General features: G+C 72.2%; 25 protein-coding genes and 1 pseudogene. 15 read left to right on the top strand and 11 right to left on the bottom strand.

Annotation, left to right across the window (positions count from 1 at the left end):
- Window positions 1-212: 212 nt before the first annotated feature.
- Window positions 213-374, bottom strand: coding sequence for a hypothetical protein (locus ACFZAU_RS40055; RefSeq protein ID WP_500556309.1), 162 nt, complete (start codon window positions 372-374; stop codon window positions 213-215).
- Window positions 375-841: 467 nt separating this feature from the next.
- On the opposite strand from ACFZAU_RS40055, the gene ACFZAU_RS40050 reads away from it, so the two are divergent.
- Window positions 842-1108: a WhiB family transcriptional regulator gene (locus ACFZAU_RS40050; RefSeq protein WP_500556308.1), complete on the top strand. Its 267-nt coding sequence runs from the start codon at window positions 842-844 to the stop codon at window positions 1106-1108.
- A gap of 293 nt (window positions 1109-1401) precedes the next feature.
- Here the strand turns inward: ACFZAU_RS40050 and ACFZAU_RS40045 are convergent, their stop codons facing one another.
- Entirely contained in the window at window positions 1402-1740 is a 339-nt protein-coding gene (locus ACFZAU_RS40045) for a hypothetical protein (RefSeq protein ID WP_500556307.1), read from the bottom strand.
- Between the two features lie 122 nt (window positions 1741-1862).
- Between ACFZAU_RS40045 and ACFZAU_RS40040 the strand changes: the two genes are divergently transcribed.
- Window positions 1863-2594: an SDR family oxidoreductase gene (locus tag ACFZAU_RS40040; protein ID WP_499610383.1), complete on the top strand. Its 732-nt coding sequence runs from the start codon at window positions 1863-1865 to the stop codon at window positions 2592-2594.
- 52 nt (window positions 2595-2646) lie between these two features.
- Entirely contained in the window at window positions 2647-3522 is an 876-nt protein-coding gene (locus ACFZAU_RS40035) for an RNA polymerase sigma-70 factor (RefSeq protein WP_500556306.1), read from the top strand.
- 70 nt (window positions 3523-3592) lie between these two features.
- Here the strand turns inward: ACFZAU_RS40035 and ACFZAU_RS40030 are convergent, their stop codons facing one another.
- Both ACFZAU_RS40030 and ACFZAU_RS40025 read right to left on the bottom strand, forming a co-directional pair.
- The gene (locus ACFZAU_RS40030; protein WP_499610389.1) at window positions 3593-4072 is read right to left on the bottom strand and encodes a cupin domain-containing protein; all 480 of its coding nucleotides are present in this window, start codon (window positions 4070-4072) and stop codon (window positions 3593-3595) included.
- A 183-nt stretch (window positions 4073-4255) separates the two neighbouring features.
- Window positions 4256-4720: a hypothetical protein gene (locus ACFZAU_RS40025; RefSeq protein WP_500556305.1), complete on the bottom strand. Its 465-nt coding sequence runs from the start codon at window positions 4718-4720 to the stop codon at window positions 4256-4258.
- 331 nt (window positions 4721-5051) lie between these two features.
- On the opposite strand from ACFZAU_RS40025, the gene ACFZAU_RS40020 reads away from it, so the two are divergent.
- The 3 genes and pseudogenes from ACFZAU_RS40020 to ACFZAU_RS40010 form a co-directional block, all read left to right on the top strand.
- Window positions 5052-6407, top strand: a complete 1356-nt coding sequence (locus tag ACFZAU_RS40020) for an NAD(P)/FAD-dependent oxidoreductase (RefSeq protein WP_500556304.1) — start codon at window positions 5052-5054, stop codon at window positions 6405-6407.
- Window positions 6404-6838 (top strand): MarR family winged helix-turn-helix transcriptional regulator, encoded by a 435-nt coding sequence (locus ACFZAU_RS40015; protein WP_500556303.1) that lies wholly within the window; start codon window positions 6404-6406, stop codon window positions 6836-6838. The genes ACFZAU_RS40020 and ACFZAU_RS40015 overlap by 4 nt, the downstream gene beginning before the upstream one ends.
- Window positions 6839-7390: 552 nt before the next feature.
- A pseudogene (locus ACFZAU_RS40010) lies at window positions 7391-7954 on the top strand (sigma-70 family RNA polymerase sigma factor); the annotation flags it as partial.
- Window positions 7955-8063: 109 nt separating this feature from the next.
- Here the strand turns inward: ACFZAU_RS40010 and ACFZAU_RS40005 are convergent.
- Window positions 8064-8960 carry a sigma-70 family RNA polymerase sigma factor family protein gene (locus ACFZAU_RS40005; RefSeq protein WP_500556302.1) on the bottom strand — a complete coding sequence of 299 codons (897 nt, stop codon included), beginning with the start codon at window positions 8958-8960 and terminating at the stop codon, window positions 8064-8066.
- Window positions 8961-9197: 237 nt separating this feature from the next.
- Between ACFZAU_RS40005 and qcrB the strand changes: the two genes are divergently transcribed.
- The 7 genes from qcrB to ACFZAU_RS39970 all read left to right on the top strand — a co-directional run bounded on the left by qcrB (window position 9198) and on the right by ACFZAU_RS39970 (window position 16946).
- Window positions 9198-10823, top strand: coding sequence for a cytochrome bc1 complex cytochrome b subunit (qcrB, locus tag ACFZAU_RS40000; protein ID WP_500556301.1), 1626 nt, complete (start codon window positions 9198-9200; stop codon window positions 10821-10823).
- A gap of 79 nt (window positions 10824-10902) precedes the next feature.
- The gene (locus tag ACFZAU_RS39995; protein WP_500556300.1) at window positions 10903-11853 is read left to right on the top strand and encodes an alpha/beta hydrolase; all 951 of its coding nucleotides are present in this window, start codon (window positions 10903-10905) and stop codon (window positions 11851-11853) included.
- 205 nt (window positions 11854-12058) lie between these two features.
- Complete coding sequence (locus ACFZAU_RS39990) at window positions 12059-12910, top strand: alpha/beta fold hydrolase (protein WP_500556299.1); 852 nt, start codon at window positions 12059-12061, stop codon at window positions 12908-12910.
- Window positions 12911-13013: 103 nt separating this feature from the next.
- A complete protein-coding gene (locus ACFZAU_RS39985) occupies window positions 13014-13259 on the top strand; it encodes a hypothetical protein (RefSeq protein WP_500556298.1) in 246 nt (81 codons plus the stop codon).
- 60 nt (window positions 13260-13319) lie between these two features.
- Window positions 13320-13874 carry a GNAT family N-acetyltransferase gene (locus tag ACFZAU_RS39980; RefSeq protein WP_500556297.1) on the top strand — a complete coding sequence of 185 codons (555 nt, stop codon included), beginning with the start codon at window positions 13320-13322 and terminating at the stop codon, window positions 13872-13874.
- 5 nt (window positions 13875-13879) lie between these two features.
- Entirely contained in the window at window positions 13880-14290 is a 411-nt protein-coding gene (locus ACFZAU_RS39975; RefSeq protein WP_500556296.1) for a VOC family protein, read from the top strand.
- Window positions 14291-14564: 274 nt separating this feature from the next.
- Window positions 14565-16946 (top strand): ATP-binding cassette domain-containing protein, encoded by a 2382-nt coding sequence (locus ACFZAU_RS39970; protein ID WP_500556295.1) that lies wholly within the window; start codon window positions 14565-14567, stop codon window positions 16944-16946.
- A gap of 60 nt (window positions 16947-17006) precedes the next feature.
- On the opposite strand, the gene ACFZAU_RS39965 is transcribed toward ACFZAU_RS39970, so the two are convergent.
- Window positions 17007-18089, bottom strand: coding sequence for an aldo/keto reductase (locus ACFZAU_RS39965; RefSeq protein WP_500459978.1), 1083 nt, complete (start codon window positions 18087-18089; stop codon window positions 17007-17009).
- 183 nt (window positions 18090-18272) lie between these two features.
- Here ACFZAU_RS39965 and ACFZAU_RS39960 point away from each other — a divergent pair, with 183 nt between their 5' ends.
- Window positions 18273-19163 carry an AraC family transcriptional regulator gene (locus ACFZAU_RS39960; protein ID WP_500556294.1) on the top strand — a complete coding sequence of 297 codons (891 nt, stop codon included), beginning with the start codon at window positions 18273-18275 and terminating at the stop codon, window positions 19161-19163.
- An 18-nt stretch (window positions 19164-19181) separates the two neighbouring features.
- Here ACFZAU_RS39960 and ACFZAU_RS39955 read toward each other — a convergent pair whose 3' ends face one another.
- On the bottom strand, window positions 19182-19580 hold the full coding sequence (locus tag ACFZAU_RS39955) for a nuclear transport factor 2 family protein (protein ID WP_500556293.1): 399 nt from the start codon (window positions 19578-19580) through the stop codon (window positions 19182-19184).
- A 198-nt stretch (window positions 19581-19778) separates the two neighbouring features.
- On the opposite strand from ACFZAU_RS39955, the gene ACFZAU_RS39950 reads away from it, so the two are divergent.
- On the top strand, window positions 19779-20132 hold the full coding sequence (locus ACFZAU_RS39950; RefSeq protein ID WP_499610421.1) for a VOC family protein: 354 nt from the start codon (window positions 19779-19781) through the stop codon (window positions 20130-20132).
- Between the two features lie 12 nt (window positions 20133-20144).
- Here ACFZAU_RS39950 and ACFZAU_RS39945 read toward each other — a convergent pair whose 3' ends face one another.
- The 4 genes from ACFZAU_RS39945 to ACFZAU_RS39930 form a co-directional block, all read right to left on the bottom strand.
- Complete coding sequence (locus tag ACFZAU_RS39945) at window positions 20145-20351, bottom strand: hypothetical protein (protein ID WP_499610423.1); 207 nt, start codon at window positions 20349-20351, stop codon at window positions 20145-20147.
- A complete protein-coding gene (locus ACFZAU_RS39940) occupies window positions 20351-20947 on the bottom strand; it encodes a YceI family protein (protein WP_500556292.1) in 597 nt (198 codons plus the stop codon). The genes ACFZAU_RS39945 and ACFZAU_RS39940 overlap by 1 nt, the downstream gene beginning before the upstream one ends.
- A gap of 79 nt (window positions 20948-21026) precedes the next feature.
- A complete protein-coding gene (locus ACFZAU_RS39935; protein ID WP_500556291.1) occupies window positions 21027-21776 on the bottom strand; it encodes an SDR family oxidoreductase in 750 nt (249 codons plus the stop codon).
- Window positions 21777-21949: 173 nt separating this feature from the next.
- Window positions 21950-23650 carry an L-aspartate oxidase gene (locus ACFZAU_RS39930; protein WP_500459987.1) on the bottom strand — a complete coding sequence of 567 codons (1701 nt, stop codon included), beginning with the start codon at window positions 23648-23650 and terminating at the stop codon, window positions 21950-21952.
- Window positions 23651-23669 lie beyond the last annotated feature (19 nt).

The raw sequence follows: 23669 nt of genomic DNA, 5'->3' as shown, positions 1-23669 counted from the left end.
GACCGCACGAACTCCCACTCGGCGTCCGACAGTTCATGGCGACGTATCACCAGACCATGATCCACCAGGCAAGATCGTTTGACGACACGCTCTAGGAGGCAGGCAGGGCTCCGGTCCGGGAGAACAGCCGGGTCCCGGGCCGTCCGTGGCACGGGTCGCCCGCTACTCCGCCGCGTTCGGACGCGATTGAGCCCGGGACTCTGAGCCAGGGCCTAGAGGTTGCGGTCCTGGTGAATGTGGCCCAGCCCGAACCTCTCGGGCGTGCCGGACTCGCCGGGGATCACCCGGGCGGAGGAGTTGCCGCGGCGGTTCAGGACGACCAGGAGCGCCACGATGACCGCGACGACGACCAGGGCTGCCAGAAGGTAGAACATGTCGGTCCCCCATGAGTGTTCGCCACCGCCGTGGCGGCGGCAGTGTGAGCCCATTGTGCACCCGGCAGCGGCCCGGGTCACGGGGTCGTTCCGCCGGGCCGCGAGAGCCGCGGCGCCCAGCTGATCCGGATCCGCGCCGCCCCGCCCGGCCGGCTCGCCCACGCGGTGCCCGTCCACAGGACGGGCTCCGTGCGCCCCGGGGGAGAGGCCCGGACCTGATCACCGACTTCGACCGACCGACCGGCCGGTCCGCGCGCGACGCGGCGGGCGGACGGGCCGACCGCGCAACTCGCCTGGCGGTTCGGGAGCTTGAACCCGCCGCACCCGCCGGCTGCCCGTACCGGGCAATCCGGGCGTCACACACCCGTCGGTCGACTGGTCTCCCTGAGGAGTCCCCGCCACGGACGCACGGCCCGCGGGTCCGCCGGGCGGGCGCAGAGCCGGGGTGTCCCGTACGAGGAGGTTCCATGAACTGGAGATACGAGGCCGCGTGCCAGGAGGAGGACCCGGAGCTGTTCTTCCCCATCAGCGACAGGGGCCCGGGTCTGGCGCAGATCGCCGAGGCCAAGGCCGTGTGCCTGCGGTGCCCCGTGACGGCGCGGTGCCTGCGGTGGGCGCTGGCGGCCGGCCGCCTCGAAGGGATCTGGGGCGGGACCACGGAGGAGGAGCGGCGCACGATCCAGCGGCGCGACTACGTCGAGCGCTGGCAGAAGGCGCGGCAGGCCGGCGCCTGACCTCGATCGGACGGTCATGTGCGCGCGGTCCGGCTCGGCGATGCGCAGGGCCCACTCCGCCACGTCCCCGGGCTCCGCGGGGCGCCGCATCGGGTTGCGGTCGCGTTCGGCCGGGCGTCGACTCGGTCTCACCCGGACCCTTTCCGGCGCGAGCTCCAGCGCGGTCTTGGTCGCGGCGTAGTCCCGCCGCCGGGCAGCGGGCGGTGGCACGTAGGTGCTCGACACGTTGACGAGGAAGCCCCAGGTCTCCCGTAGGTGCGGCAGGGCGGCTTGGGCGAGCAGGCTCGGCGCGGTCACGTTGAGCGCGAGCAGCCTCCGCCCCCCTCGTCGCCGGCGGCGGCCGGGTCGCCCGGCTCGAGCCCCGCCGCAACGGCCCGCCCCTCGGCCTCGGCGGCCTCGTCCCCCGAGCACCGCCAGGAGACCGGGACCCGGCCGGTGCCTTCCACCCCCTGCGCGACCGCCTCGCCCGCTGGACGTGCACGGATCCGGTCGGCCTCGTACGGCACGTCCGGGAGGACCTGTGCCGGCACCTGCGGGGCCCGCTGCGCGACGGCGTCGCCATCGTCGCGCTCCAGCGGGCGGCCGTTCCCGCGCGGGCGGGCGCGACCGGGAACGGCGTCTGCTGAGGGCACGGGCGGCGCGGTCCTGCGCCCCCCGGCCGCCCCGTGGCAGCCCAGGCGCGGCGACTGCCGCGCAGGTACGTTAAGCAGTAGAGGCATGCACCGGTCATCAGCATCGGGAGATGGGCAAAGCCATGAAAATCGCAGTCATCGGCGGAACCGGGCTCATCGGCTCCCAGGTCGTGAAGAACCTCGAAGCGGCCGGACACGAGGCCGTGCCGCACTCCCTGTCCACCGGCGTGGACCTCCTGAGCGGCGAGGGCGTCGTGGAGGCCGTCGCGGGCGCCGACGTCGTCGTGAACCTCACGAACTCGCCGACCTTCGACGAGGCCTCGCCCGCCTTCTTCCAGACGTCCATGGACAACCTGGTCGCGGCGAGCGAGAAGGGCGGCGTCGGCCACATGGTCATCCTCTCGATCGTGGGCGTCGACGAAGTGCCGGAACTCGACTACTACCGGGCGAAGGTGCTCCAGGAGGACATCCTCAAGGCGAGTTCCCTCCCGTACTCCATCGTCCGCGCCACCCAGTTCATGGAGTTCATGGAAGCGACCATGTCCTGGACCACCGACGGCGACACCGTACGGCTGCCGCGGACCAGGCTCCAGCCGATCGCCGCGGCCGACGTCGCGCGGATGGTCGCCGAGGTCGCCTCGGGCCCCCCGCTCAACGGGACCGTGGACATCGCCGGGCCCGACGTCTTCCCCCTCGAGGAGATCGGCCGGATCACCATCGCCGCCAAGGGCGACGGGCGCGGCGTCGTCGTCGACGACACCGCGGGCATGTTCGCCGTGGCGCGGGGGGACGTCCTCGTCGGTGGCAGCGATGCCCGCATCGCCCCCACCCACTACAGGGACTGGCTGTCCTGAACCACCGGCGCGCCCTTCCCGGACGCGGCCGACGCCGACCGAGGACGAAGCAGTGGATGACGCCGAGGACCTCCGGGCAGCGCAGGAGGAGTTCCAGGCCGCCCGCGGAAGCCTGTTCGGCATCGCCTACCGGATGCTCGGCAGCGTGAGCGAGGCCGAGGACATCCTGCAGGACGCCTGGATCCGCTGGCAGACCTACGACCGTGCCAAGGTGGAGAACCCCCGGGCGTTCCTCGCGACGACGGTGACGAGGCTCGCCATCAACGTGCTGCAGTCGGCCAGGGCCCGCCGTGAGACCTACGTCGGGCCGTGGCTGCCGGAGCCGGTGGACACCGAGAGCGATCCCGCGCTCGGCGCCGTGAACGGCGAGGCGCTCGAGGTCGCGGTGCTGATGCTGCTGGAGAAGCTCACACCCGCCGAACGCGCCGCCTACGTCCTGCGGGAGGCGTTCGAGTACCCGTACGCGCAGATCGCGGAGATCCTCGGCCAGTCCAACGCCAACGCCCGCCAACTGGTGAGCCGGGCGCGCAAGCACCTGGCGAGGGAGAAGCGGGTGGGCGTCGTGGCCGCCGACCACCAGCGCTTCCTGACGGCCTTCGTGGCGGCCGCCAAGGCGGGGAACGTGGGTGTGCTGGAGGACATGTTCGCCGAGGACGTCGTGTCGTACTCCGACGGCGGCGGCGAGGTGCGGGCGTCGAAGTTCCCCGTCGCCGGACGGCAGCGCGTGGCCAAGTACATCCACGCGTTCGCCGACCGGTTCTGGGAGGGCGCCGTCGTCGAGCCCGTGCACGTCAACGGCCGCCCCGCCGCGAAGCTGTCCCGCGACGGCACCGTCTTCGCCGTCCTCACGGTGAGCGTCACCCCGGAGGGCATCGACCGCGTGATGTGGATGATGAGCCCGACGAAACTCGCCGTCCTCGCCGCCTGAGGCCGTCCGTCCCGTGAGGCCGTCCGTCCCGTGGGCCCCGTCCGCGGGGGCACCACGGGACCGGCACCGGTCAGTCGACGAAGTAGGAGTCGTGCTTGTCCAGGAACGCGGCGCGCTCCTCCGGCGTCGCGTTGCCCATCTGCGCCACCTTCTCGAAGTACTCCTCGCGAGGTGCGCCCGGCGTGAAGAGCAGCAGCATCTCGGCCGGGGCGTCGGAGTCGTTGCGGAAGGCGTGCAGCCCGCCCTGCGGGACGTGCAGGAAGTCGCCCTCCCGCGCGTCGACCCACTTCTCGCCGTTGTAGAGGCGGACGGTCCCGTTGAGGATGAAGAAGGACTCGGAGATGGTCCGGTGGAAGTGGGTGCTCGGACCACCCGCGTTCGCCTTCATCATGACGCGGTAGAGCCCGTACTCGCCCCGCGTCATGTCCGTGGTCGCCAGGTAGTGGATGCCGTCTCCGGCCCGGCCGACGTTCGGCGGGGTGCTCGCCGGGCGGAAGTTCGCGTTGATCTCGCCCGTGTCCCCGAAGTACACCTGCTGTGGGTACGACATGCTTCCATCCCTTGCTCGCGTCGTGTGCGCCGCGGCGCACCGGCGGGGCGGGTGCCGGCCGCTCCTGCCGTCCGCGACCGCGCCCCTCCGAGGGGAGACCGTGGTCCCCGCGCACTTGTGACAGCGGGTGTGACGGTGCTTGTGACCGGCGCTTGTGACGGTGTGTGCGACGGTCCTGCGGCCTCAGGACACGGCCGTGACGCCCACCGCCGCCACGCCGTCGTCCGCGCGCAGGAGGATGTCGTAGAGGTAGGTGTCGCCCGCCCGGGGGGTGACGACCTGCACGGCCCCGGAGGGCAGGGTGCGGGAGACGGTCTCGTGCCTCTCCCCGGGCTCCGATCCGCTGACGGCCACGAGCCTGACCGGCGTTGTGCCGATGTTCTCCAGCGTAACGGAGCGGGTCCTCGGGCACGTACCGGTGGGCCCGCCGGCGCAGTGGTGGCGCACGTCGCCGAAGTGGGTCAGCCCGCACGAGACGTCGGTCGCGAAGCCGAAGCGCGCCGAGCAGACGGCCCCCACGCGCAGGTCGGTCGTGGGGGTCGGGGAGGCGTGGGCTTCCTCGGGGGGAGGGGCGTCCGCGCACGCCGCGGCGAACGGCGCGAGCGCGACGGTGCTGACGAGAACGGTGGACAGGAGCGCTGAGCGCACGGGGGCTCCAGGGGGAGGGTGGGGGGCAGCCGGGTGCGGCACCGGTAGGGCGGTGCGGGCGGGTGTGGGGCGGGCGCGGGCGCGCGGGGTCGCCGTGGACGTCGGTCAGCCCCTGCCGGCCTGAGGTCGAGTCCCCGGGAACGTAGCAGACAGTGTTGATCCATTCGGCCGCCGGAGGGGGTGCACAGGGACCCACGGGTGACCGATTGGATCATTTACGTCCCGATATGCGGGCCCGGTCATCACAGTGTTCGCCACTCAGCGGGCATGGCCTGTCACATCGACGGGAGCTGTGCTGTCTACCTGGTGACGGAGAGAAACAGAGGGAATCATGCGCGAGATCCTGATCGTCGGCGGCGGCTACGCGGGCTTCTACACGGCCTGGGGGCTGGAGAAGACGCTTCGGCCCGGGGAAGCACGGGTCACCGTCGTCGACCCGCGTCCCTACATGACCTACCAGCCGTTCCTGCCCGAGGTCACCGCCGGCTCGGTGGAGGCCCGCCACGCCGCCGTGTCGCTCCGGCGCCACCTGCACAAGACCCGTCTCATCGCGGGAAGCGTGACCGACGTCCGCCACGCCGACCGGACGGTGACCGTCCGGCCCGTGAACGGCGAGGAGTACGACCTGCGTTACGACACCCTGGTCGTCACCGCCGGTGCCGTGACCCGCACCTTCCCCATCCCGGGCCTGGCCCACAGCGCCATCGGCCTCAAGCACGTCGAGGAGGCCGTCGCCATCCGCGACCGGCTGCTGACGGCGTTCGACCAGGCGGCCTCGCTGCCCTCCGGGCCCGAGCGGCGCAAGCTGCTCACCGTCACCTTCGTGGGCGGCGGGTTCTCCGGTGTCGAGGGCTTCGGCGAACTGCTGTCGCTGGCCACCGCGATGCTCAAGTCCTACCCCGAACTGAGCCTGGACGAGCTGTCGTTCCACCTGGTCGAGGCCCGCGGCCGCATCCTCCCCGAGGTGGGGGACAAGCCCGGGGCCTGGGTCGTGCGCCACCTGGAGCGCAGGGGTGCGCACGTGCACCTGAACACCCAGCTAGTCTCCGCGGAGGACGGTCACGTCGTGCTGTCCAGCGGTGAGGAGTTCGACTCGGAACTCATCGTCTGGACCGCGGGCAACGCCTCGAACCCGGTGGTGCACAAGCACACCGACCTGCCGGTCGACGAGCGCGGACTGCTCGTCGTGCGCGCCGACCTGCGGGTGGGCACGGACGACGAGCCGGTGCCGGACGCGTGGGCGGCCGGGGACGACGCGGCCGTGCCCGACCTGGCCTCGCCCGTGCCGGGGGCGCACACGGTGCCCAACGCCCAGCACGCCGTCCGGCAGGGCAAGCGGCTGGCCAAGAACATCCTGGCGAGCCTGCGCGGCGGCCGGGTGCGGGACTACCGGCACAGCAGCCTCGGCGTGGTCGCCACGCTGGGCCTGGGCCGCGGGATCTTCCAGTACAAGGCCATCGTCATCAAGGGCTTCCCTGCCTGGCTGATGCACCGCGGCTACCACGTGCTGGCCGTGCCCACCTGGGAGCGCAAGGTCAGGGTGCTCACCGTGTGGGTCACCGCGGCCCTCTTCGGCCGCGACCTCGTCTCGCTCGCCTCGGTGCAGCACCCTCGGGACGCGTTCCTCACCAGCGCCGCCCCCGGGCGCCGCGCGGAGCGGCAGGCGGGCGACCGCGCGGCGGTATGAGTACGGGGACGACGGCGGGGCGGTGGAGCGCGCTCGACCGGCTCCACCGCCGCGTCGAGATCCGCGTGGAGTGGGTGCTGCACCGCGAACTGGGGGTCAGCGCCCGGGAGTTCCACGCGCTGACGGTGCTCCGGGACGGCGTCCGTGACGCCGGGGGCCCGCTCCACTTCGACGAACTGGCCGATGAGATCGGGCTGTCCCAGTCGGCGACCAGCCGGCTGGTGACCCGGCTCCGCGACCGCGGACTGATCACCACGCGCGCCTCGGCGCACGACCGGCGGAGCGTGGACGTGTGCCTGACCGCGGTCGCTTGCGACGTGCTGCGGCTGGGAGCGCCCCTGCTGGAGCGAGCCGTCCACGACGTCGTGGAGGCGCTCGGCGAGGGGGACGCCGACGGGACCCTCACCCGCTACCTCCAGGGGCGCGGGTAGCCGTCACTCGTCACCTTCCGTGACGTCCGGCCTCCTGAGGGCACAGTGTCCGCCCTGAGTGCGGAGAGTGTCACTGTGTCTCCAAACACGATGGCATGCCTTCTGTGCGTTTTTTGCCGAAGTGTCGCAATCACCGTCTGATTCACGGCTTTTGTCGAGCGTATGATGTGAACCGACGGTGTGTTCTGGATCCTCCAGAACACACCGTGCATTCGCCCGAGGCTTGTTGTTCCGGTGGTCGTCGACGACGCTCTCCCGCACTCCTGGCACGTGATCGGGTGTCTGCCGGTCCGTACCGTGGGTGTGAGGGAGAAAACGTGACGTTCGGTGATCGGAGTCCCGGTGGAGGCCACCCAGGTGACGCATCGTGTGACACCTTCGTGTCGCGCGGCTGGGGGCTGCCCGTACATGACCTCTGACCGCATGGGTGACGTATGCGCCCGTCGGCCGCCCGCCGACGGTGACGGCGCGCGGGCGGACGGAACCCCGGGGCGGGCGGAGGCCGGGCCCGCCGCCGCGCCGGGGGCCCTCGACGAGGCCGCCTGCGCCTTCATGGAACTCCAGCCCCGTCTGTTCGGGATCGCCTACCGCGTGCTCGGCAGCGCGGTCGAGGCCGAGGACGTCGTGCAGGAGGTCTGGCTGCGCTGGCAGCGGACCGACCGCTCCGCGGTGCTCAGTCCGGCCGCCTTCCTCTCCACCACGACGACCCGGCTGGCCATCAACGTCGCCCGGTCCGCCCGGGTGCGCAGGGAGACCTACATCGGTCCCTGGCTGCCCGAACCCGTCGACACGAGTGCGGACCCCGAGGCGGGCGTCCAGCGGACCGAGGCCGTGGAACTCGCGCTCCTGCTGGTGCTGGAGCGGCTGGGCCCGACGGAACGCGCGGCCTACGTGCTGCGAGAGGCGTTCGACTACGCCTATCCGGAGATCGCCGAGATGCTGCAGCTCAGCCTGGTCAACGTACGCAAGATCGTCAGCCGGGCCCGGCGGCGCGTCACGGCCGGGGCCCCCGGGACGGCGGACGCCGCCGAGCACCAGCGCCTGCTGGAGGTCTTCGTCTCGGCGGCCAGGACCGGTGACCTCGCCCCGCTGGAGGCCGTGCTCGCCCCGGCCGCCCCGGACACCGCGGCCGCCCCGGACACCGGGGGCCGCCCGGGCGGCAGCGGCGGCCCGCCGGACGCACCCTGAAGGGCCGGGCGTCCCGCCGCGTCGCGCGCCCGCCCCTTCAAGGGTCAAGGGCGGGCCGGGCGGAGCCGACGACGCGATCCGGGACGTTCCAGGGCCGGAGCTTGTCGGGGTTGAGCACGACCCAGGCCTGCGAGACGCGCCGGTCGGCGACGTCCAGGCTCACGACCGCCACCACCCGGTCCTCGTAGCGGGCCACCAGACCGGTGCGGCCGTTGACCGGGTGGACGGACAGCGACACCCGCGGGTGGTGCGCGAGCAGTGTCAGTAGACTGCGCGCGACCTGCTCGGCACCGTGCACCGGCCGGACCAGCGCCCGCAGCTTCCCGCCCCCGTCGAAGAACGCCGCGGCGTCGGGGCACAACAGCGCGGACAGCCGCGCCGGGTCACCGCTCAGGCACGCCGCACGCACCGCGCGCGCCACGGCGTCGTGCTCCTGCGGCGTCGCGGGACGCGACCGGCAGGCGCGGATCGTGCGGCGCGCGCGGTCCGCGAGCTCGGCGCACTCCGGTTCCGGCCGGCCCACCACGTCCGACACCTCGCTCAACGTCATCCCGAAGCAGCCGTTGAGCACGAAGGCCGCCCGCTCGGCGGGCGACAGCGCATCCAGGGCGGTCAGCAGGACCTCACCGATCTCCTGCTCCAGTTCGGCCCCCAGGCGCGGACGCGCCGGATCCCCCGCGACCGGTCCGGTGGCCCCGGCGGACCGTGCCGGCCGGGACAGACAGATCCCGCCCACCGCCCTCACCAGCCACGCGCCGGGCGACTCGATCGTCCCCCGTGCGGCCTCCGGCAGCTCGAACCACCGCCGGTAGGCCTCGTCGACGACCGCTTCGGCCTCCGCCGAACCGCCCACCATCCACAGTGCGACGTCCAGCAAGTGCCGGCGCTCGTCCAGCAGCTCTGCGATCGGCACCGCGTCATCGGAGAAATCCATGGCCCCTGGCCTCCCACCTCGCACACACGGACACGGCACCGCTCTTCCCGTCCTGCTGGTGAGACAGGGCGGGCGCGGACCTTGTGACATTGCGCCCCGCCTCCGTCGCCGTTCCTGAGATGCGACTCACACGGTGCGCGTCACAAATTCATCGTCTGATCAGTCATATATGCGGAAGGTGCACGAGAGTGCCGACCTGCGACCCGCCATGGGTGAAACATGAATGGTGACAGCAACATGGGAAGCGGTAGCCGGCCCGCCGAATCGCAACAGCCGGGCAGGGGCACGAGGGTCGCGGAATGGTTCAGCGTGCGCACGCGCGCCGAAACACGTTCCGGGCCTTCCCTCCGGCAGAAAGTGATCCCCAGCCACTGGTCCTTCATGCTGGGGGAGATATCCCTCTACAGCTTCTTCATCCTCGTCCTCACCGGCATCTACCTGTCGTTGTACTTCCACCCGTCCATGACACCCGTGGAGTATCACGGCAGTTACGTGCCGCTGCAGGGCCTCACGGTCTCCGAGGCCTTCGACTCGACGATGCGCATCTCCTTCGAGGTGCGCGGCGGTCTGCTGATCCGCCAGGCCCACCACTGGGCGGCGCTGATCTTCGTGGCCAGCATGTTCGCCCACATGCTGCGGGTCTTCTTCACCGGCGCGTTCCGCAAGCCGCGCGAACTCAACTGGGTGCTCGGCTTCTCGCTCCTGGTCCTGGGCATGTTCGAGGGCCTGACGGGCTACGACCTCCCGGACGACCTGCTGTCGGGGACCGGGCTCGTGGTCGTGAACGGGACGATCCTCTCCATCCCGGTCGTCGGCACCTATTTGTCGATGTTCCTCTTCGGCGGCGAGTACCCGGGCAAGGAGCTGATCGCGCACTTCAACACGTTGCACGTCGTGGTGATCCCGGCCCTCATGGCAGGCATCGTCGTCGCCCACCTGGTGCTGGCGCGCCGGCACCGGCGCGCCCAGTACCCGGGCCCCGGGCGCACCGAGCGGAACATCGTCGGCCTGCCCTTCCGCGTGTACGCCGTGAAGTCGGGGGCGTACTTCCTCCTCGTCAGCGGCGTCATCCTCATCATCGCCTCGACCACGCAGATCAACCCCATCTGGATGTACGGCCCCTACCGGCCGGACCAGGTCACCGCGGGCTCGCAACCCGACTGGTACATGGGCGTCCTGGACGGACTGCTGCGCGTCATGCCGGGCTGGGAGCTGAGCGCCTGGGGCCACACCCTCGCCCTGGACAACCTCGTGCCGCTGCTGGCCGGCGCCGGGCTCTTCCTCGCCCTGGGCGCCTACCCGTTCGTCGAGGCCTGGGTCACCAAGGACGGCGGGCGCGACCACCACCTCCTCGACCGGCCGCGCAACCGCCCGGTGCGCACCGCCCTGGGCGCGGCCTGGGTCAGCGTATACGCGGTGGCACTGCTGGGGGCGGCCAACGACCTGATCGCCGTCCGGCTGCACATGTCGGTCAACGCCGTGACCTGGACCGTCCGGATCGGACTGTTCGTCGTGCCCTTCGTCGTCTACGTCGTGACCAGGCGCTGGGCGCTGGCACTCCAGCGCAAGGACCGCGACGAGGTGCTGCACGGCCGGGAGACCGGGATCATCAAGCGGCTGCCGGACGGCGAGTACGTCGAGGTGCACCAGCCGCTCCGCCAGGAGAAGCTCCACCTCCTCACGCAGCACGAGCAGTACGCGCCCATCCGCCTGTCCCCGGACGGCAGGGCCGGGCGTGCCGAGAGATTGCGGGCGCTGCTCAGCCGGGGCCTGTACGGAAAGGGCACCCAGATTCCCAAGCCGACCGTGCGGGAATACCAGGAGATCACCCACGAACACGGCGACGACGGAATTCTCCGCTGAGGCGTCACAGATTCGTCCGCTCCCCGGTCGAATGTGCGAAGGAATAACGCACCGGAATGACGAACTTGGGAGTTCGACGATGATCAAGCCCGTTCTCGAGCCCGCGGCGCAGGAAATAGCGGTCGCCACCGCGAAGCCGCCCCTGCTCCACGAGCTCGGTCCGGAAGGCGCCCGCAAGGTCCTCGACGACATCCAGGCGGCGCCGGTCGAGAAGTACGACGTCCAGGAGAAGTGGCTCACAGTGCCGGCCGAGGTGGGCGACGTACGGGTGCGCGTCGTCAAGCCCGAGGGCGCCGAGGAGGTCCTGCCCGTGGTGCTGTACGTGCACGGCGGGGGCTGGGTGCTCGGCAACGCCGGCACCCACGACCGGCTCGTGCGCGAACTGGCCGTCCTGGCGCACACCGCGGTGGTGTTCGTGGAGTACGACCGCTCGCCCGAGGCCCGTTACCCGGTCGCGATCGAGCAGGCGTACGCCACGGCCCGCTGGATCACCGCGAACGGCGCGCACGAGGGCCTGGACGCCTCCCGCATGGCCGTCGCCGGCGACTCCGTCGGCGGCAACATGACCGCGGCCCTGACGATCATGGCGAAGCAGCGCGGCGACGTGAGCTTCGTCCACCAGTCGCTCTACTACCCCGTGACCGACGCCGCCCAGGACACCGACAGCTACCGGGAGTTCGCCGACGGACCGCACCTGACCGCGGCGGGCATGGCCTGGTTCTGGGACTGCTACACCACCGACCCCGCGGAGCGGGCCGAGATCACCGCCTCGCCGCTGCGGGCGAGCCCGGCCGACCTCGAGGGGCTGCCGCCGGCGCTGGTCATCACCGACGAGAACGACGTCCTGCGCGACGAGGGCGAGGCCTACGCCCGCAAGCTGACCCAGGCCGGCGTTCCCACGGTCAGCGTCCGCTACAACGGCACCCTGCACGACTTCATGATGCTCAACCCGGTCCGCTCCACGCAGGCGACCGCCGCAGCGATGGAGCAGGCGACCCGCACGCTGCACACCGCGCTGCACACCCACTGACCCCACCCCGCCCCCGGATCGCGGGGCGGCGGCGCAGCGCACCGCCGCCCGCGAGCACCGGTGCACCCAGGTGGCCCGGAACCGCACGTCCTTCACCGGCCGCGGCCACCTCCTCCAGACGTACGGCAACGACGCCGTACCCACCGCCGGCCTCCGTCCCGAGGCCGGACGGCACCACCAACACCCGCCTCGAAAGGGCCAACCCGTGAACCGTCACGCCCGTTACCGGACCATCCGCACCCCGCTCGCCCTCATGGCGACCGTGACCGTCGCAGCTGGGCTGCTCGCCGCGACCGTCGGTCCCGCCAGCGCCGCCAAGGGCGGCGGCGCCGCGCCCTCGCACCACCGCAAGCCGACCGTCGTCCTCGTGCACGGAGCGTTCGCCGACTCCTCCAGCTGGACCGACGTCGTCGCGAAGCTGAAGCGCGACGGCTACCCCGTGGTGGCCGCGTCCAACCCGCTGCGCGGGCTCAGCAGCGACGCCGCCTACGTCAGGGAGCTGGTGGACAGCATCAAGGGCCCCGTGGTCCTCGCGGGCCACTCCTACGGCGGTGCCGTGATCTCCAACGCGGCCCGCGGCGCCGGCAACGTCAAGGCCCTCGTCTACCTGGCCGCGTTCATGCCCGACAAGGGCGAGGACGCCTTCAACCTGTCGCTGAAGTTCGAGGGCAGCACGCTCGGCGGCGCGCTCAAGCAGGTGCCGGTCACGATGCCCGACGGCTCCAAGGGCGTCGACCTCTACATCGACCAGGCCAAGTTCCACCACCAGTTCGCCGCGGACGTCCCGGCGCACACCGCGGAGATCATGGCCGCCACCCAGCGCCCCGTGTCCGGCGCCGCGCTCAACGAGCCCTCCGGCGAGCCCGCCTGGAAGACCATCCCCTCCTGGACCCTCGTGGCGTCCAAGGACCTCAACATCCCCCGCGAGCTGCAGGTCTTCATGGCCAAGCGCGCCAAGTCGCACGTGGAGGAGGTCCGTTCCTCCCACGCGGTGAGCATCTCCCACCCGAAGGAGACCGCCCGCATCATCGAGGAAGCCGCGCGTTCGGTCCGCTGACCGCCGGCCCGGCGACCCGCGGGCGGGGCGGCGCTCGACGCGCCGCCCCGCCCGCGCGATATCGCGTTGCCGCCCTACCCACCGCCGCGAGAGCATCCCGGGCATGGACGAGCCCGCCGAGACCCTCCCCTCCGGCCCGGCCGAACTGCGCCGCTGGCGCACCGGCGACCTCGACGCCCTGGACCACGCCATCAGCGAGTCCTTGGATCATCTGCTGCCCTGGATGGCCCAGGTCGTGTCGTCACATGAGCGGCGGCCGCCCGGAGGGCGGGCCCCACGGCTCCCCCAGCTTGCGCTGGGAGGTGCCCCCTGGTGCGGTGCATCGCAAGGCGGAGGATCGTCCTCGTAGTGGGCTACTCGGACGATTCGACAACGCAGCGTGGGGGCACCTCCCAGCGGAGCTGGGGGAGTGCCGTGCCAGGCGTCGTGGGGCAGGCGCGCATGTGACGACACGGCCTGGGCGGCCGGCCACAGCAGGCAGCGCACCGCCGACTTCCTGGCCCGCGGTGAGGAAAAGTGGCGGAGCGGCGAGGCCTTCGCCTACGCGATCACGGCGGAGGGCAGCGTGATCGGCGGCTGCGGCCTCCACCGCCGCATCGGCCCCGGCGGCCTGGAGATCGGGTACTGGCTCCACCCCCGGTGGACCGGCCGCGGCCTCGCCACGGCCGCCGTGGCCGCCCTCGTCGGCGAGGGCTTCTCGCTGCCCGGCGTCGAGCGGCTGGAGATCCACCACGACGCCGCCAACGCGCCCAGCGGGGCCGTCGCCCGGCGCCTCGGCTTCACCGAGGTCGCTCGCGGCCCGCGGCCGGAGGGGCCCTGCGCCCCCGGCGAGGCGGGGATCGAGGTCGTCCGGCGGATGACCGCCCGCCAATGGCGTCACCTGGCGCCGGGCCCCGCCCACGAAGCGGTACGGGGATCGGTCAGGAATGGAGAAGCCCCCGGGAGCGGGCCGCGGCTAGCGTGACGGCCATGGACATCACCATTCACTGGACCTTCCTCCCGCACACCGACCCCGAGGCCTCGCTCGCCTTCTACCGCGACACCCTCGGCTTCAAGGTCCGCAACGACGTCGGCTACGGCGGCATGCGGTGGATCACCGTCGGCCCCGCCGACCAGCCCGGTACGTCGATCGTGCTGGAGCCGCCGGCCGGCGACCCGGCGATCACGGAGGAGGAGCGCGCCACCATCACCGCGATGATGGGCAAGGGCACCTACGCCCGTCTCGTGCTCGCCACGCCCGACCTCGACGAGGTCTTCGAGCGGCTGGTGGCGGGCGGCGCCGAGGTCGTCCAGGAGCCGACCGAGCAGCCCTACGGCGTCCGGGACTGCGCCTTCCGCGACCCGGCGGGCAACGTGATCCGCTTCAACGAGGTCCGCTGACCGCCCCCCGCACGCCGCTTCCCCGCCTCCCCGCCTCCCCACGGGCCCGCCTGGCGCCCGGGAACCCGGCCCGGACCCGGTCCGTTCGACGGGGACCGGTCCGAAGCGGGAGCGGGGCGGCCCGGTGGCCGGTTACCGTGGCCGACGTCCGCACCCTTGGCAAGCCGCCGGACCCAACGCCCCGCAGCGGGTCGGACCGGGTCGGGCGACGACGGCGGACCGCGCCGGCGGCCGCCCCGCACACCCCAGACCGACAGATGGAGAGACGACCGACATGGCCAAGAAGGCGGACGCGCAGTCGCCTGCGCCGCACGTTGCCGACAGCCACGACATGATCCGCGTGCACGGCGCGCGCGAGAACAACCTCAAGGACGTCAGCATCGAGATCCCGAAGCGCCGGCTGACGGTCTTCACGGGGGTCTCCGGCTCGGGCAAGAGCTCGCTCGTCTTCAACACCATCGCCGCCGAGTCGCAGCGGCTGATCAACGAGACCTACAGCGCCTTCGTGCAGGGTTTCATGCCGACGCTGGCCCGCCCCGAGGTGGACGTCCTCGACGGGCTGACGACCGCGATCACCGTCGACCAGCAGCGGCTGGGAGCCGACCCCCGCTCCACGGTCGGCACCGTCACCGACGCCAACGCCATGCTGCGCATCCTCTTCAGCCGCCTCGGCACCCCGCACATCGGCCCGCCCAGCGCGTACGCCTTCAACGTCCCCTCCGTCCGTGCCAGCGGCGCGATCACCGTCGAGCGCGGGGCCGCCAAGGCCGAGAAGGTCGCCTTCACCCGCACCGGCGGCATGTGCCCGCGCTGCGAGGGCCGGGGCACCGTCTCCGACATCGACCTGAGCCGGCTCTTCGACGACTCCAAGTCGATCAACGAGGGTGCCATCACCGTCCCCGGCTACAAGGGCGGCGGCTGGAACTCCCGGCTCTACGCCGAGTCCGGCTTCTTCGACCCCGACAAGCCGATCAGCACGTTCACCGAGCAGGAACGGCACGACTTCCTGCACCGCGAGCCGACCCGGATGAAGATCGCGGGCATCAACATGACCTACGAGGGCCTGATCCCGCGGGTCCAGAAGTCGATGCTCGCCAAGGACAAGGAGGCGATGCAGCCGCACATCCGCGAGTTCGTGGACCGGGCCGTGGCCTTCACCACCTGCCCCGATTGCGACGGCACCCGGCTCAGCGAGGGCGCCCGCGAGTCGCGCGTCGGCGGGACCAGCATCGCCGACGCCTGCGCGATGCAGATCAGCGACCTGGTCGAGTGGGTGCGCGGGCTCGACGAGCCCTCGGTCGCGCCGCTGCTCACCAAGCTGCAGCACACCCTCGAGTCGTTCGTGGAGATCGGGCTCGGCTACCTGTCGCTGGAGCGGCCCTCGGGCACCCTCTCCGGCGGCGAGGCGCAGCGCGTCAAGATGATCCGCCACCTCGGCTCGTCCCTCACCGACACCACCTACGTCTTCGACGAGCCGACCACCGGTCTGCACCCGCACGACATCCAGCGGATGAACGGCCTGCTGCTGCGGCTGCGCGACAAGGGCAACACGGTGCTCGTCGTCGAGCACAAGCCGGAGACCATCGCGATCGCCGACCACGTCGTGGACCTCGGCCCCGGCGCCGGCACGGCGGGCGGCACGGTCTGCTTCGAGGGCGACATCGAAGGCCTGCGCGCCAGCGGCACCATCACCGGCCGGCACTTCGACGACCGCGCCTCCCTGAAGGAGACGGTGCGCAAGCCCACCGGGCACCTGGAGATCCGCGGCGCCTCGGCGCACAACCTGCGGGACGTGGACGTCGACGTCCCGCTCGGGGTGCTCACCGTCGTCACCGGCGTCGCGGGCTCCGGCAAGAGCTCCCTCGTGCACGGGTCCGTCCCCGCCGGCGCCGGGGTGGTGTCCGTCGACCAGAGCCCCATCCGCGGCTCACGGCGCAGCAACCCCGCGACGTACACCGGACTGCTCGACCCGATCCGCAAGGCCTTCGCCAAGGCCAACGACGTCAAGCCCGCCCTGTTCAGCGCCAACTCCGAGGGCGCCTGCCCCACCTGCAACGGCGCCGGCGTGGTCTACACCGACCTGGCGATGATGGCCGGCGTCGCCAGCACCTGCGAGGAGTGCGAGGGCAAGCGGTTCCAGGCGTCCGTGCTGGAGTACCACCTCGGCGGGCGGGACATCAGCGAGGTGCTCGCCATGTCGGTCACCGACGCCGAGGCGTTCTTCGGCGCGGGCGAGGCGCACACCCCCGCCGCGCACCGCATCCTGCGCCGGCTCGCCGACGTCGGACTCGGCTACCTCAGCCTCGGCCAGCCCCTCACCACGCTCTCCGGCGGTGAACGGCAGCGGCTGAAGCTGGCCACGCACATGGCCGACAAGGGCGGGGTCTACGTCCTCGACGAGCCCACCGCCGGCCTGCACCTCGCCGACGTCGAGCAGTTGCTCGGCCTGCTGGACCGCCTCGTCGACTCCGGGAAGTCCGTCATCGTCGTCGAGCACCACCAGGCGGTCATGGCGCACGCCGACTGGATCATCGACCTCGGCCCCGGCGCCGGCCACGACGGCGGCCGGATCGTCTTCGAGGGCACCCCCGCGGACCTGGTCGCCGACCGCACCACCCTGACCGGCCGGCACCTGTCCTCCTACGTCGGCGCCTGACGCGGGGCCGCTCGACGGCGCGGGGGCCGGGACGCGGTCGTCCCGGCCCCCGCGAGCCCTTCAGTAGCGGGCGTCACTGGCGCGCAGCAGCGGGGAGGGCACGGCGGGGCGGCCGTCGACGACCGCCCCGGCGAACTGGAGCATCGGCGCCATCGTCGCGTTGTTGTGGGCGGGGAAGTTCAGCGCCGGCGCGGACACCTCGTCGAGGACGGCGAGCTGGTCCGGCGTGAGGGTGACGTCCAGGGCCCGCAGGTTGGCCTCGAACTGGTCCATGCGGCGCGCGCCGATCAGGGTGGACGTGACCCCGGGGCGGCCCTGCACCCAGGCCAGGGCGACGGCGGCGGGGTCGGCGCCCGCGTCGGCGGCGACGGCGCCCAGCGCGTCGATGACCTTGTAGTCGGCCTCGCCGGGGACGCCGACCAGGTGCGTGCGCGTGGTGTCCACCGGCCCGGTGGAGCCGCTGGAGTACTTGCCGGACAGGAAGCCGCTGCGCAGCGGCCCCCACGGCATCACGGCCATCCCGAGCGCCTGGGCCATCGGGATCAGCTCGCCCTCCGAGGTGCGTTCGAGCAGCGAGTACTCCAGTTGCAGGGCGACGATCGGGGTCCAGCCGCGGAACCGCGCGATGGTGGCGGCCTCGGCCGTCGCCCACGCGGGCACGTCGGAGAACCCGACGTAGCGGACCTTGCCGGCGCCGACCAGGTCGTCCAGCGCCCTCAGGGTCTCCTCGACGGGGGTGGACGGGTCGAAGTTGTGGAGCCAGTAGATGTCGACGTAGTCGGTGCGCAGGCGCCGCAGCGAGTTCTCCAGCTGTTGCACGATCGCCTTGCGGCCGGGACCGCCGCCGTTGGGGTCGCCCTCGAAGAGGTTGCCGAAGAACTTGGTGCCGAGCACCACCCGGTCGCGCAGCGAGGACCGGCCGGCGAAGTAGTCGCCGATGATCTTCTCGGAGTGCCCGTTGGTGTAGATGTTCGCGGTGTCGACCGAGTTGCCGCCGCGGTCTAGGTAGGCGGCCAGGATGTTCGCGGACTCCTCGGGGCCGCAGCCCCAGCCGTGGTCCTCACCGAAGGTCATCGTGCCGAGGGTGAACGGGCTGACCCGCAGTCCCGAGCGGCCGAGCGTGACGTAGGAATCGAGCGGCATGACAGTGCTTCCTCACGGAGGACGGGGATCGGGGACGCCGTCCGGGCCGTCCCCTGTGCTCCTCCATTCGATCCCGCCACCCGCCCGTCCCCTAGACCGATCGGCGCGCATCGTTGCACGATCCGCCCGACCTCGCCCTGATCATGCGTGCGCCCGGCGCTGTTCCTGTGGTCCACTGGAGGGATGGGGCGACTGGACGAGATCGGCGAGCGGATCACCCGACTGGCCGCGGGGAGCCCGCGGCCGCGGTGGATCGAGGACATGGTGGTCTTCGCGAGCGGCCGCGTCACCGAGCCGATGGGCACGGTCAACGCGCCGATGATGGCGCTGACCGTCCAGGGGGCGAAGCGTTCCGTCCTCGGCGACCGGATCTTCGACTACCGGGCGGGCCAGTACCTCGTCGCCACGGTGGAGCTGCCGCTGACCTCGCAGATCAGCCGCGCCTCGGCCGCGGAGCCGTTCATCGCGTTCGGGCTCCCGCTGCGGCCGGCGACCATCGCCCAGCTGCTGCTGGAGACGGCCCCCCTCCCGGCCCTGCCGTACGAGGGCCCGGGCCTGGCCACCAGCGACGCCGACGACCGGCTGCTGGACGCGGTCCTGCGGCTGCTGCGCCTGCTGGACGAGCCCCGTGACGTGCCCGTGCTGGCCCCCGGGGTACGGCGTGAGATCCACTGGCGGCTGCTGACCGGGCCGCAGGGCGCGCTGATCCGGCAGATCGGGCGTGCGGACAGCCGCATGTCGCTCGTGGCCCGCGCGATCGAGTGGATCAAGGCCCACTACGACCAGGTCATCCGGATCGAGGAGGTCGCCCGCGAGGTGGGCATGAGCGTGTCCTCGCTGAACCGGCACTTCCGCGCCGTGACCGCCATGAGCCCGCTGCAGTTCCAGAAGCAGATCCGGTTGCAGAAGGCCCGCCTGCAGTTGATCGCGGCCCCGGACGGCGTCGCCGCGGTCGGTCATGCCGTCGGGTACGACAGCCCCTCGCAGTTCAGCCGCGAGTACCGCCGCATGTTCGGGGCCCCGCCGGGCCAGGACGCGGTCCGCCTGCAGACCGCGGTGGTCGTCCAGGAGTAGGGACGCCCCCGTCGCCCCTCACACGGACCGGGACGCCCGCGCGTCGGCGAAGCGGTCCCTCGTGGAGCGGATCATGCCGTCCTGGAGACGGACGGTCGACACGACGTCGTACGACTCCATGGGCTCTCCCCGGTCGTCCAGCAGCGTGTCGGTCCTGCGCACGCAGACGGTGTCGCCGTCGGCCCGGATGTGACGCACCTCCGTACGGAGACCGCTGGCGCGGAAGGTCTCCAGGGCGCGGCGCAGATCCCCCAGGAGCGCGTCCGGGCCGTCCACGGGATGGTCGTTGAAGATGACGGAATGCCAGGTGACGTCGGGGTGGAGGAGCCGCAGGCAGGTGGCCGCGGCATCGTCGAAGCTGGGTCCGAAGTTCGCGTAGAACTCCCGGACGGTGTCCACGGGCGACGCATGGCTCATGTCCTGGGTTCCTTCGTGCGGTGCGGGATCACCGGGCGCGACGACTCTTCCAGAGGAGCGCCGGGCCGTTCCACGACGCGTTTCCTCCCAGCTGGTAGGCGCAGCCTCATGAACCGTCGTCCGCGACCCGGCCGCGATCCGCTCCGCGCCATGGGGCCGGTCCGGCAGATCCCGGTACCGCCCTGACAGGATGGCGGCATGGAACATGTGCTTGGCATCGGCGGACACTTCCTGCGCGCCGCCGACCCGGCGGCCCTGGGCGCCTGGTATCGCGACTGCCTGGGCCTCGACGCCGACGAGAACGGACTGTGGCGTCAGGAAGCCGGGCCCACGGTGTTCGCGGCCTTCGAGTCCGGGACGGACTACTTCGGGTCCCCCACCCAGCAGACCATGCTCAACTTCCGGGTCCGCGACCTCGACGCGATGCTCGCGCAACTGCGCGCCAAGGGCGCCGACGTCGCCGAGGAGACCCAGGACATGGACGGCGTCGGCCGCTTCGGCTGGGTCACCGACCCCGAGGGCAACCGCGTCGAGCTGTGGCAGCCCGCCTGACGACGTGCCGCCTCAGTGGTCGTCGCCCGGGTCCTGCCCGGGCAGGAGACCGGAGCCGCGCAGGCCGCTCAGGGCCTCGGCGACGGCGAGCATGCGGTCGGTGACGTCCGCGAGTTGGCGGCGCAGTTCGACGACGCGCCGCTCCAGGGCGACGGCCTGGGCGGTCAGGGCCGCGGCGGTGGCCGAGGGATCGGGGCGCCGGCCGGGGGAGCGGGTCATCACGGGACCTCCGGGCCGAGCCGCAGCGCTGAGACGCCGAGTTCGAGCCGCACCGTGTCCCCGAGCAGGACACCCCCGGACGCGAGGGGCGCGTTCCAGGTGAGGCCCCAGTCGGAGCGGCGGAGGGTGGCCGCGCCCTCGAAACCGGTCCGCCGCTGCCCGCCGGCGTCCCGGACGGTCCCGCCGTAGCCGAGGTTGAGGTGCAGCGGCAGTTCGACGTCCCTGATCCTCAGGTTCCCCGTCAGGCGGAAGGTGTCCCCGCCCAGGGGCACGACCGCGGTGGAGCGGAAGACCATCAGGGGGAAGGTCGCGGCGTCCAGGAAGTCGGGGCCGGTGAGGTGGGAGTCCCGCGCCGGGACGCCCGTGTCGAGGCTGCCGGTCTGCACGCTCACATGGGCCTCGGAGCGGGCCGGCCGGTGGGCGTCGAGCCGCAGGAAGCCCTCGAAGGCCGTGAACCTGCCCCGTACGGCGGCGACCACGGCGTGCCGGACGGAGAAGCCGACCGCGCTGTGGAGCGGGTCGATGACGTACGCACCGGTCACCCCCTCCCGCGGACGGGAGCGTGGGACGGTGGTTTCCGCGCGGTTCCTGGGCATGGCGGGTCGACCTCTTCGTACGGGGTGGGTCTCGGGGCCGCGGTGGCCCCCGCCGCCGGGCAGGGGCCACCCGCGGGGCTCACCGCTGCGCTTGCGCGAACCAGTCGGCGAAGCGGGTCGCGCCGAGCTGCGCGCCGGAGCCGGGGACGAGGGAGCCGTCCTGCAGCTCGGACCCGTAGTACGTGGCGTGCGGGTCCGCGACGACCGTGCGGGGGTCGTTCTGGGAGGTCAGCACGTCACGCACCAGCTCGTCGAACTGGAAGACGTCCGGGCCGGCGATCTCCACCACGCCGTTGAGGGGCTCGCCGGCCGCGGTGCGGGCGACGGCGGTGGCCACGTCGTCGGAGAAGATGGGCTGGAACTTGACGGGCGCGATGCGCACCGTGTCGCCCTCGGTGCCGGCGTCCGCGATGCCGTTCACGAACTCGAAGAACTGCGTGGCGTGGACGATGGAGTAGGGGATGCCCGACGCCTTGATCAGCTCCTCCTGGGCCAGCTTGGCGCGGAAGTAGCCGTTCTCCGGGAGCCGGTCGGTGCCGACGATGGAGAGTGCGACGTGGTGGGTGACGCCGGCCTCGGCGTTCGCCTTCATGAGGTTGCCGGTGCAGGTGCGGAAGAAGTTCATCACCGCGTCGTCCTCCCAGGAGGGCGAGTTGGAGACGTCGACCACGACCTGCGCGCCCTGCAGGACCTCGGCCAGGCCCTCACCCGTCAGGGTGTTCACGCCGGTGTTGGGGGAGGCCGCGACGGCCTCGTGCCCGTGCGCGTTGAGCTTGGCGACGACCTTCGAGCCGATGAGCCCGGTTCCGCCGATGACTACGACCTTCATGGAAATGGAGTCCTCTCGGATGGTGTCGTGCGCGGGGCGCACGCTGTGGTGACCCGCCCCACCGGCACCGGCAGGCAGGTGCACGCCGGTATTGACCGGGCGGCGGAGCGGTTTGTGACAGGGGCCCGGCGTGGGCGGGGCCCCGGTGCCTCGTCGGGTGCGGCGGCCCGCCGCTACTCGACGAGCTTGCCCTCGGTGGAGACGTCCTGCATCAGGGCGGCGATCTCCTCGGGGACGGCCGGGATGGACTCGCGGGTGACGCCGGTCGTGGGGGACCAGACCAGGTTGACCCGCAGCGCGGGGTCCGTCTCGGGGTGGTCGCTGCGGTTGTGGCAGCCGCGGGTCTCCCGCCGCTCCAGCGCCGACTCCAGCGTGGCGCGCGCCGCCAGGGCGGCCGACTTGAGGTCGAAGGCGTGCGCGAGGTCCTGGTAGCCGGCGATGTCGGGGTGGATCCCGACGGACTCCATGCGCTTCTCGATGGAGTCGAGTTCCGCCAGGCCGGCGCGCAGGCCCTGCTCGTCGCGTACGACGCCCGCGTGCTCGGTCATCGTGTTGCGGATGGCGCGCTGCAGGGCGCGGACGTTCTCCGGCCCGTCCGCCGCCAGCAGGTCGTCCACCTCGGCGCGGGCCCGTGCCACGGCCTCCGCCGAGCGCGGCAGCGAGGTCAGCCCCAGCGAGTAGGCGGCGGCCGCCCGGCCCGTGATGCGGCCGAAGACCAGCAGCTCGATGAGGCTGTTGCCGCCCAGGCGGTTCGCGCCGTGCAGGCCGCTGGACGCCTCGCCGATGGCGTACAGGCCGCGGACGTCGGTGCTGTGGTCCTCGGGCCGCACCCAGACGCCGCCCATCGAGTAGTGCGCGGTCGGCGCGATCTCGATCGGGTCGCGGGTGATGTCCAGCATCTGCAGGTCCAGCAGCGTCTGGTACACCCGGGGGAGCCGGTTCATGATCGTCTGCCGCGGCAGGTGGGAGACGTCCAGCCACACGGCGCCCTTGGGCGTGCCGCGGCCCTCCTTGATCTCCGTGTACGAGGCCAGCGCGACGCGGTCGCGGGTGGACAGCTCCATGCGCTCGGGGTCGTAGCGGCTCATGAACCGCTCGCCGAGCGCGTTGCGCAGGATGCCGCCCTCGCCGCGGGCCGCCTCGCTGACGAGCGTGCCGGCCGCGTTCTCCGGCTCGATGATGCCGGAGGGGTGGAACTGGACGAGCTCGGCGTCGCGCAGCCGGGCGCCGGCCTCCACGGCCAGGCGGAACGAGTCGCCGGTGTTCTCGTCGCGCCGGGACGAGGTGCGCCGCCAGATGCGGGTGTGGCCGCCCGCCGCCAGGATGACCGCGTCGGCGTGGATGAGGTAGCGCGTGCCGTCGGTGAGGTCGAAGCCGTACGCGCCGAACACGGCCCCGTCGTGCTCGAGGATGCGGGTGATGTACACGCCCTCGAGCACCGGGACGCCGAGCTGCTCGGCCCGCCGGACGAGGGTGCGTTGGATCTCCAGGCCGGTGTAGTCGCCGGCGAAGGCGGTACGGCGGTACTTGTGCGCGCCGAAGAAGCGCTGCGAGATCCGGCCGTCCTCCTCGCGGGCGAAGGCCATGCCGTACCGCTCCAGGTCGTCGATGCCCCGGGCCGCGCCCTGGGTGACGATCTCCACGGTGCGGGGGTCCGCCAGCAGGTAGCTCTCCTTGAGCGTGTCCGCGGCGTGCTGCTGCCAGCTGTCCTCGGGGTCCATGGTGGCCAGCGCGGCGTTGATGCCCCCGGCCGCCAGGGCGGTGTGGGCGTCGTCCTTGGGCCGCTTGCCGACGGCGAGGACGTCGATGCCGGCCTCCGCCAGTTCGATCGACGCGCGCAGTCCCGCGCCTCCCGTGCCGATCACCAGCACCATGGTGGAAATGTGTCGTTCT

Origin of the sequence: Streptomyces sp. NPDC008238, from assembly GCF_042956445.1 — a bacterium.
Classification (GTDB): Bacteria; Actinomycetota; Actinomycetes; order Streptomycetales; family Streptomycetaceae; genus Actinacidiphila.
This window is presented reverse-complemented; position numbering and strand designations above follow the sequence as displayed.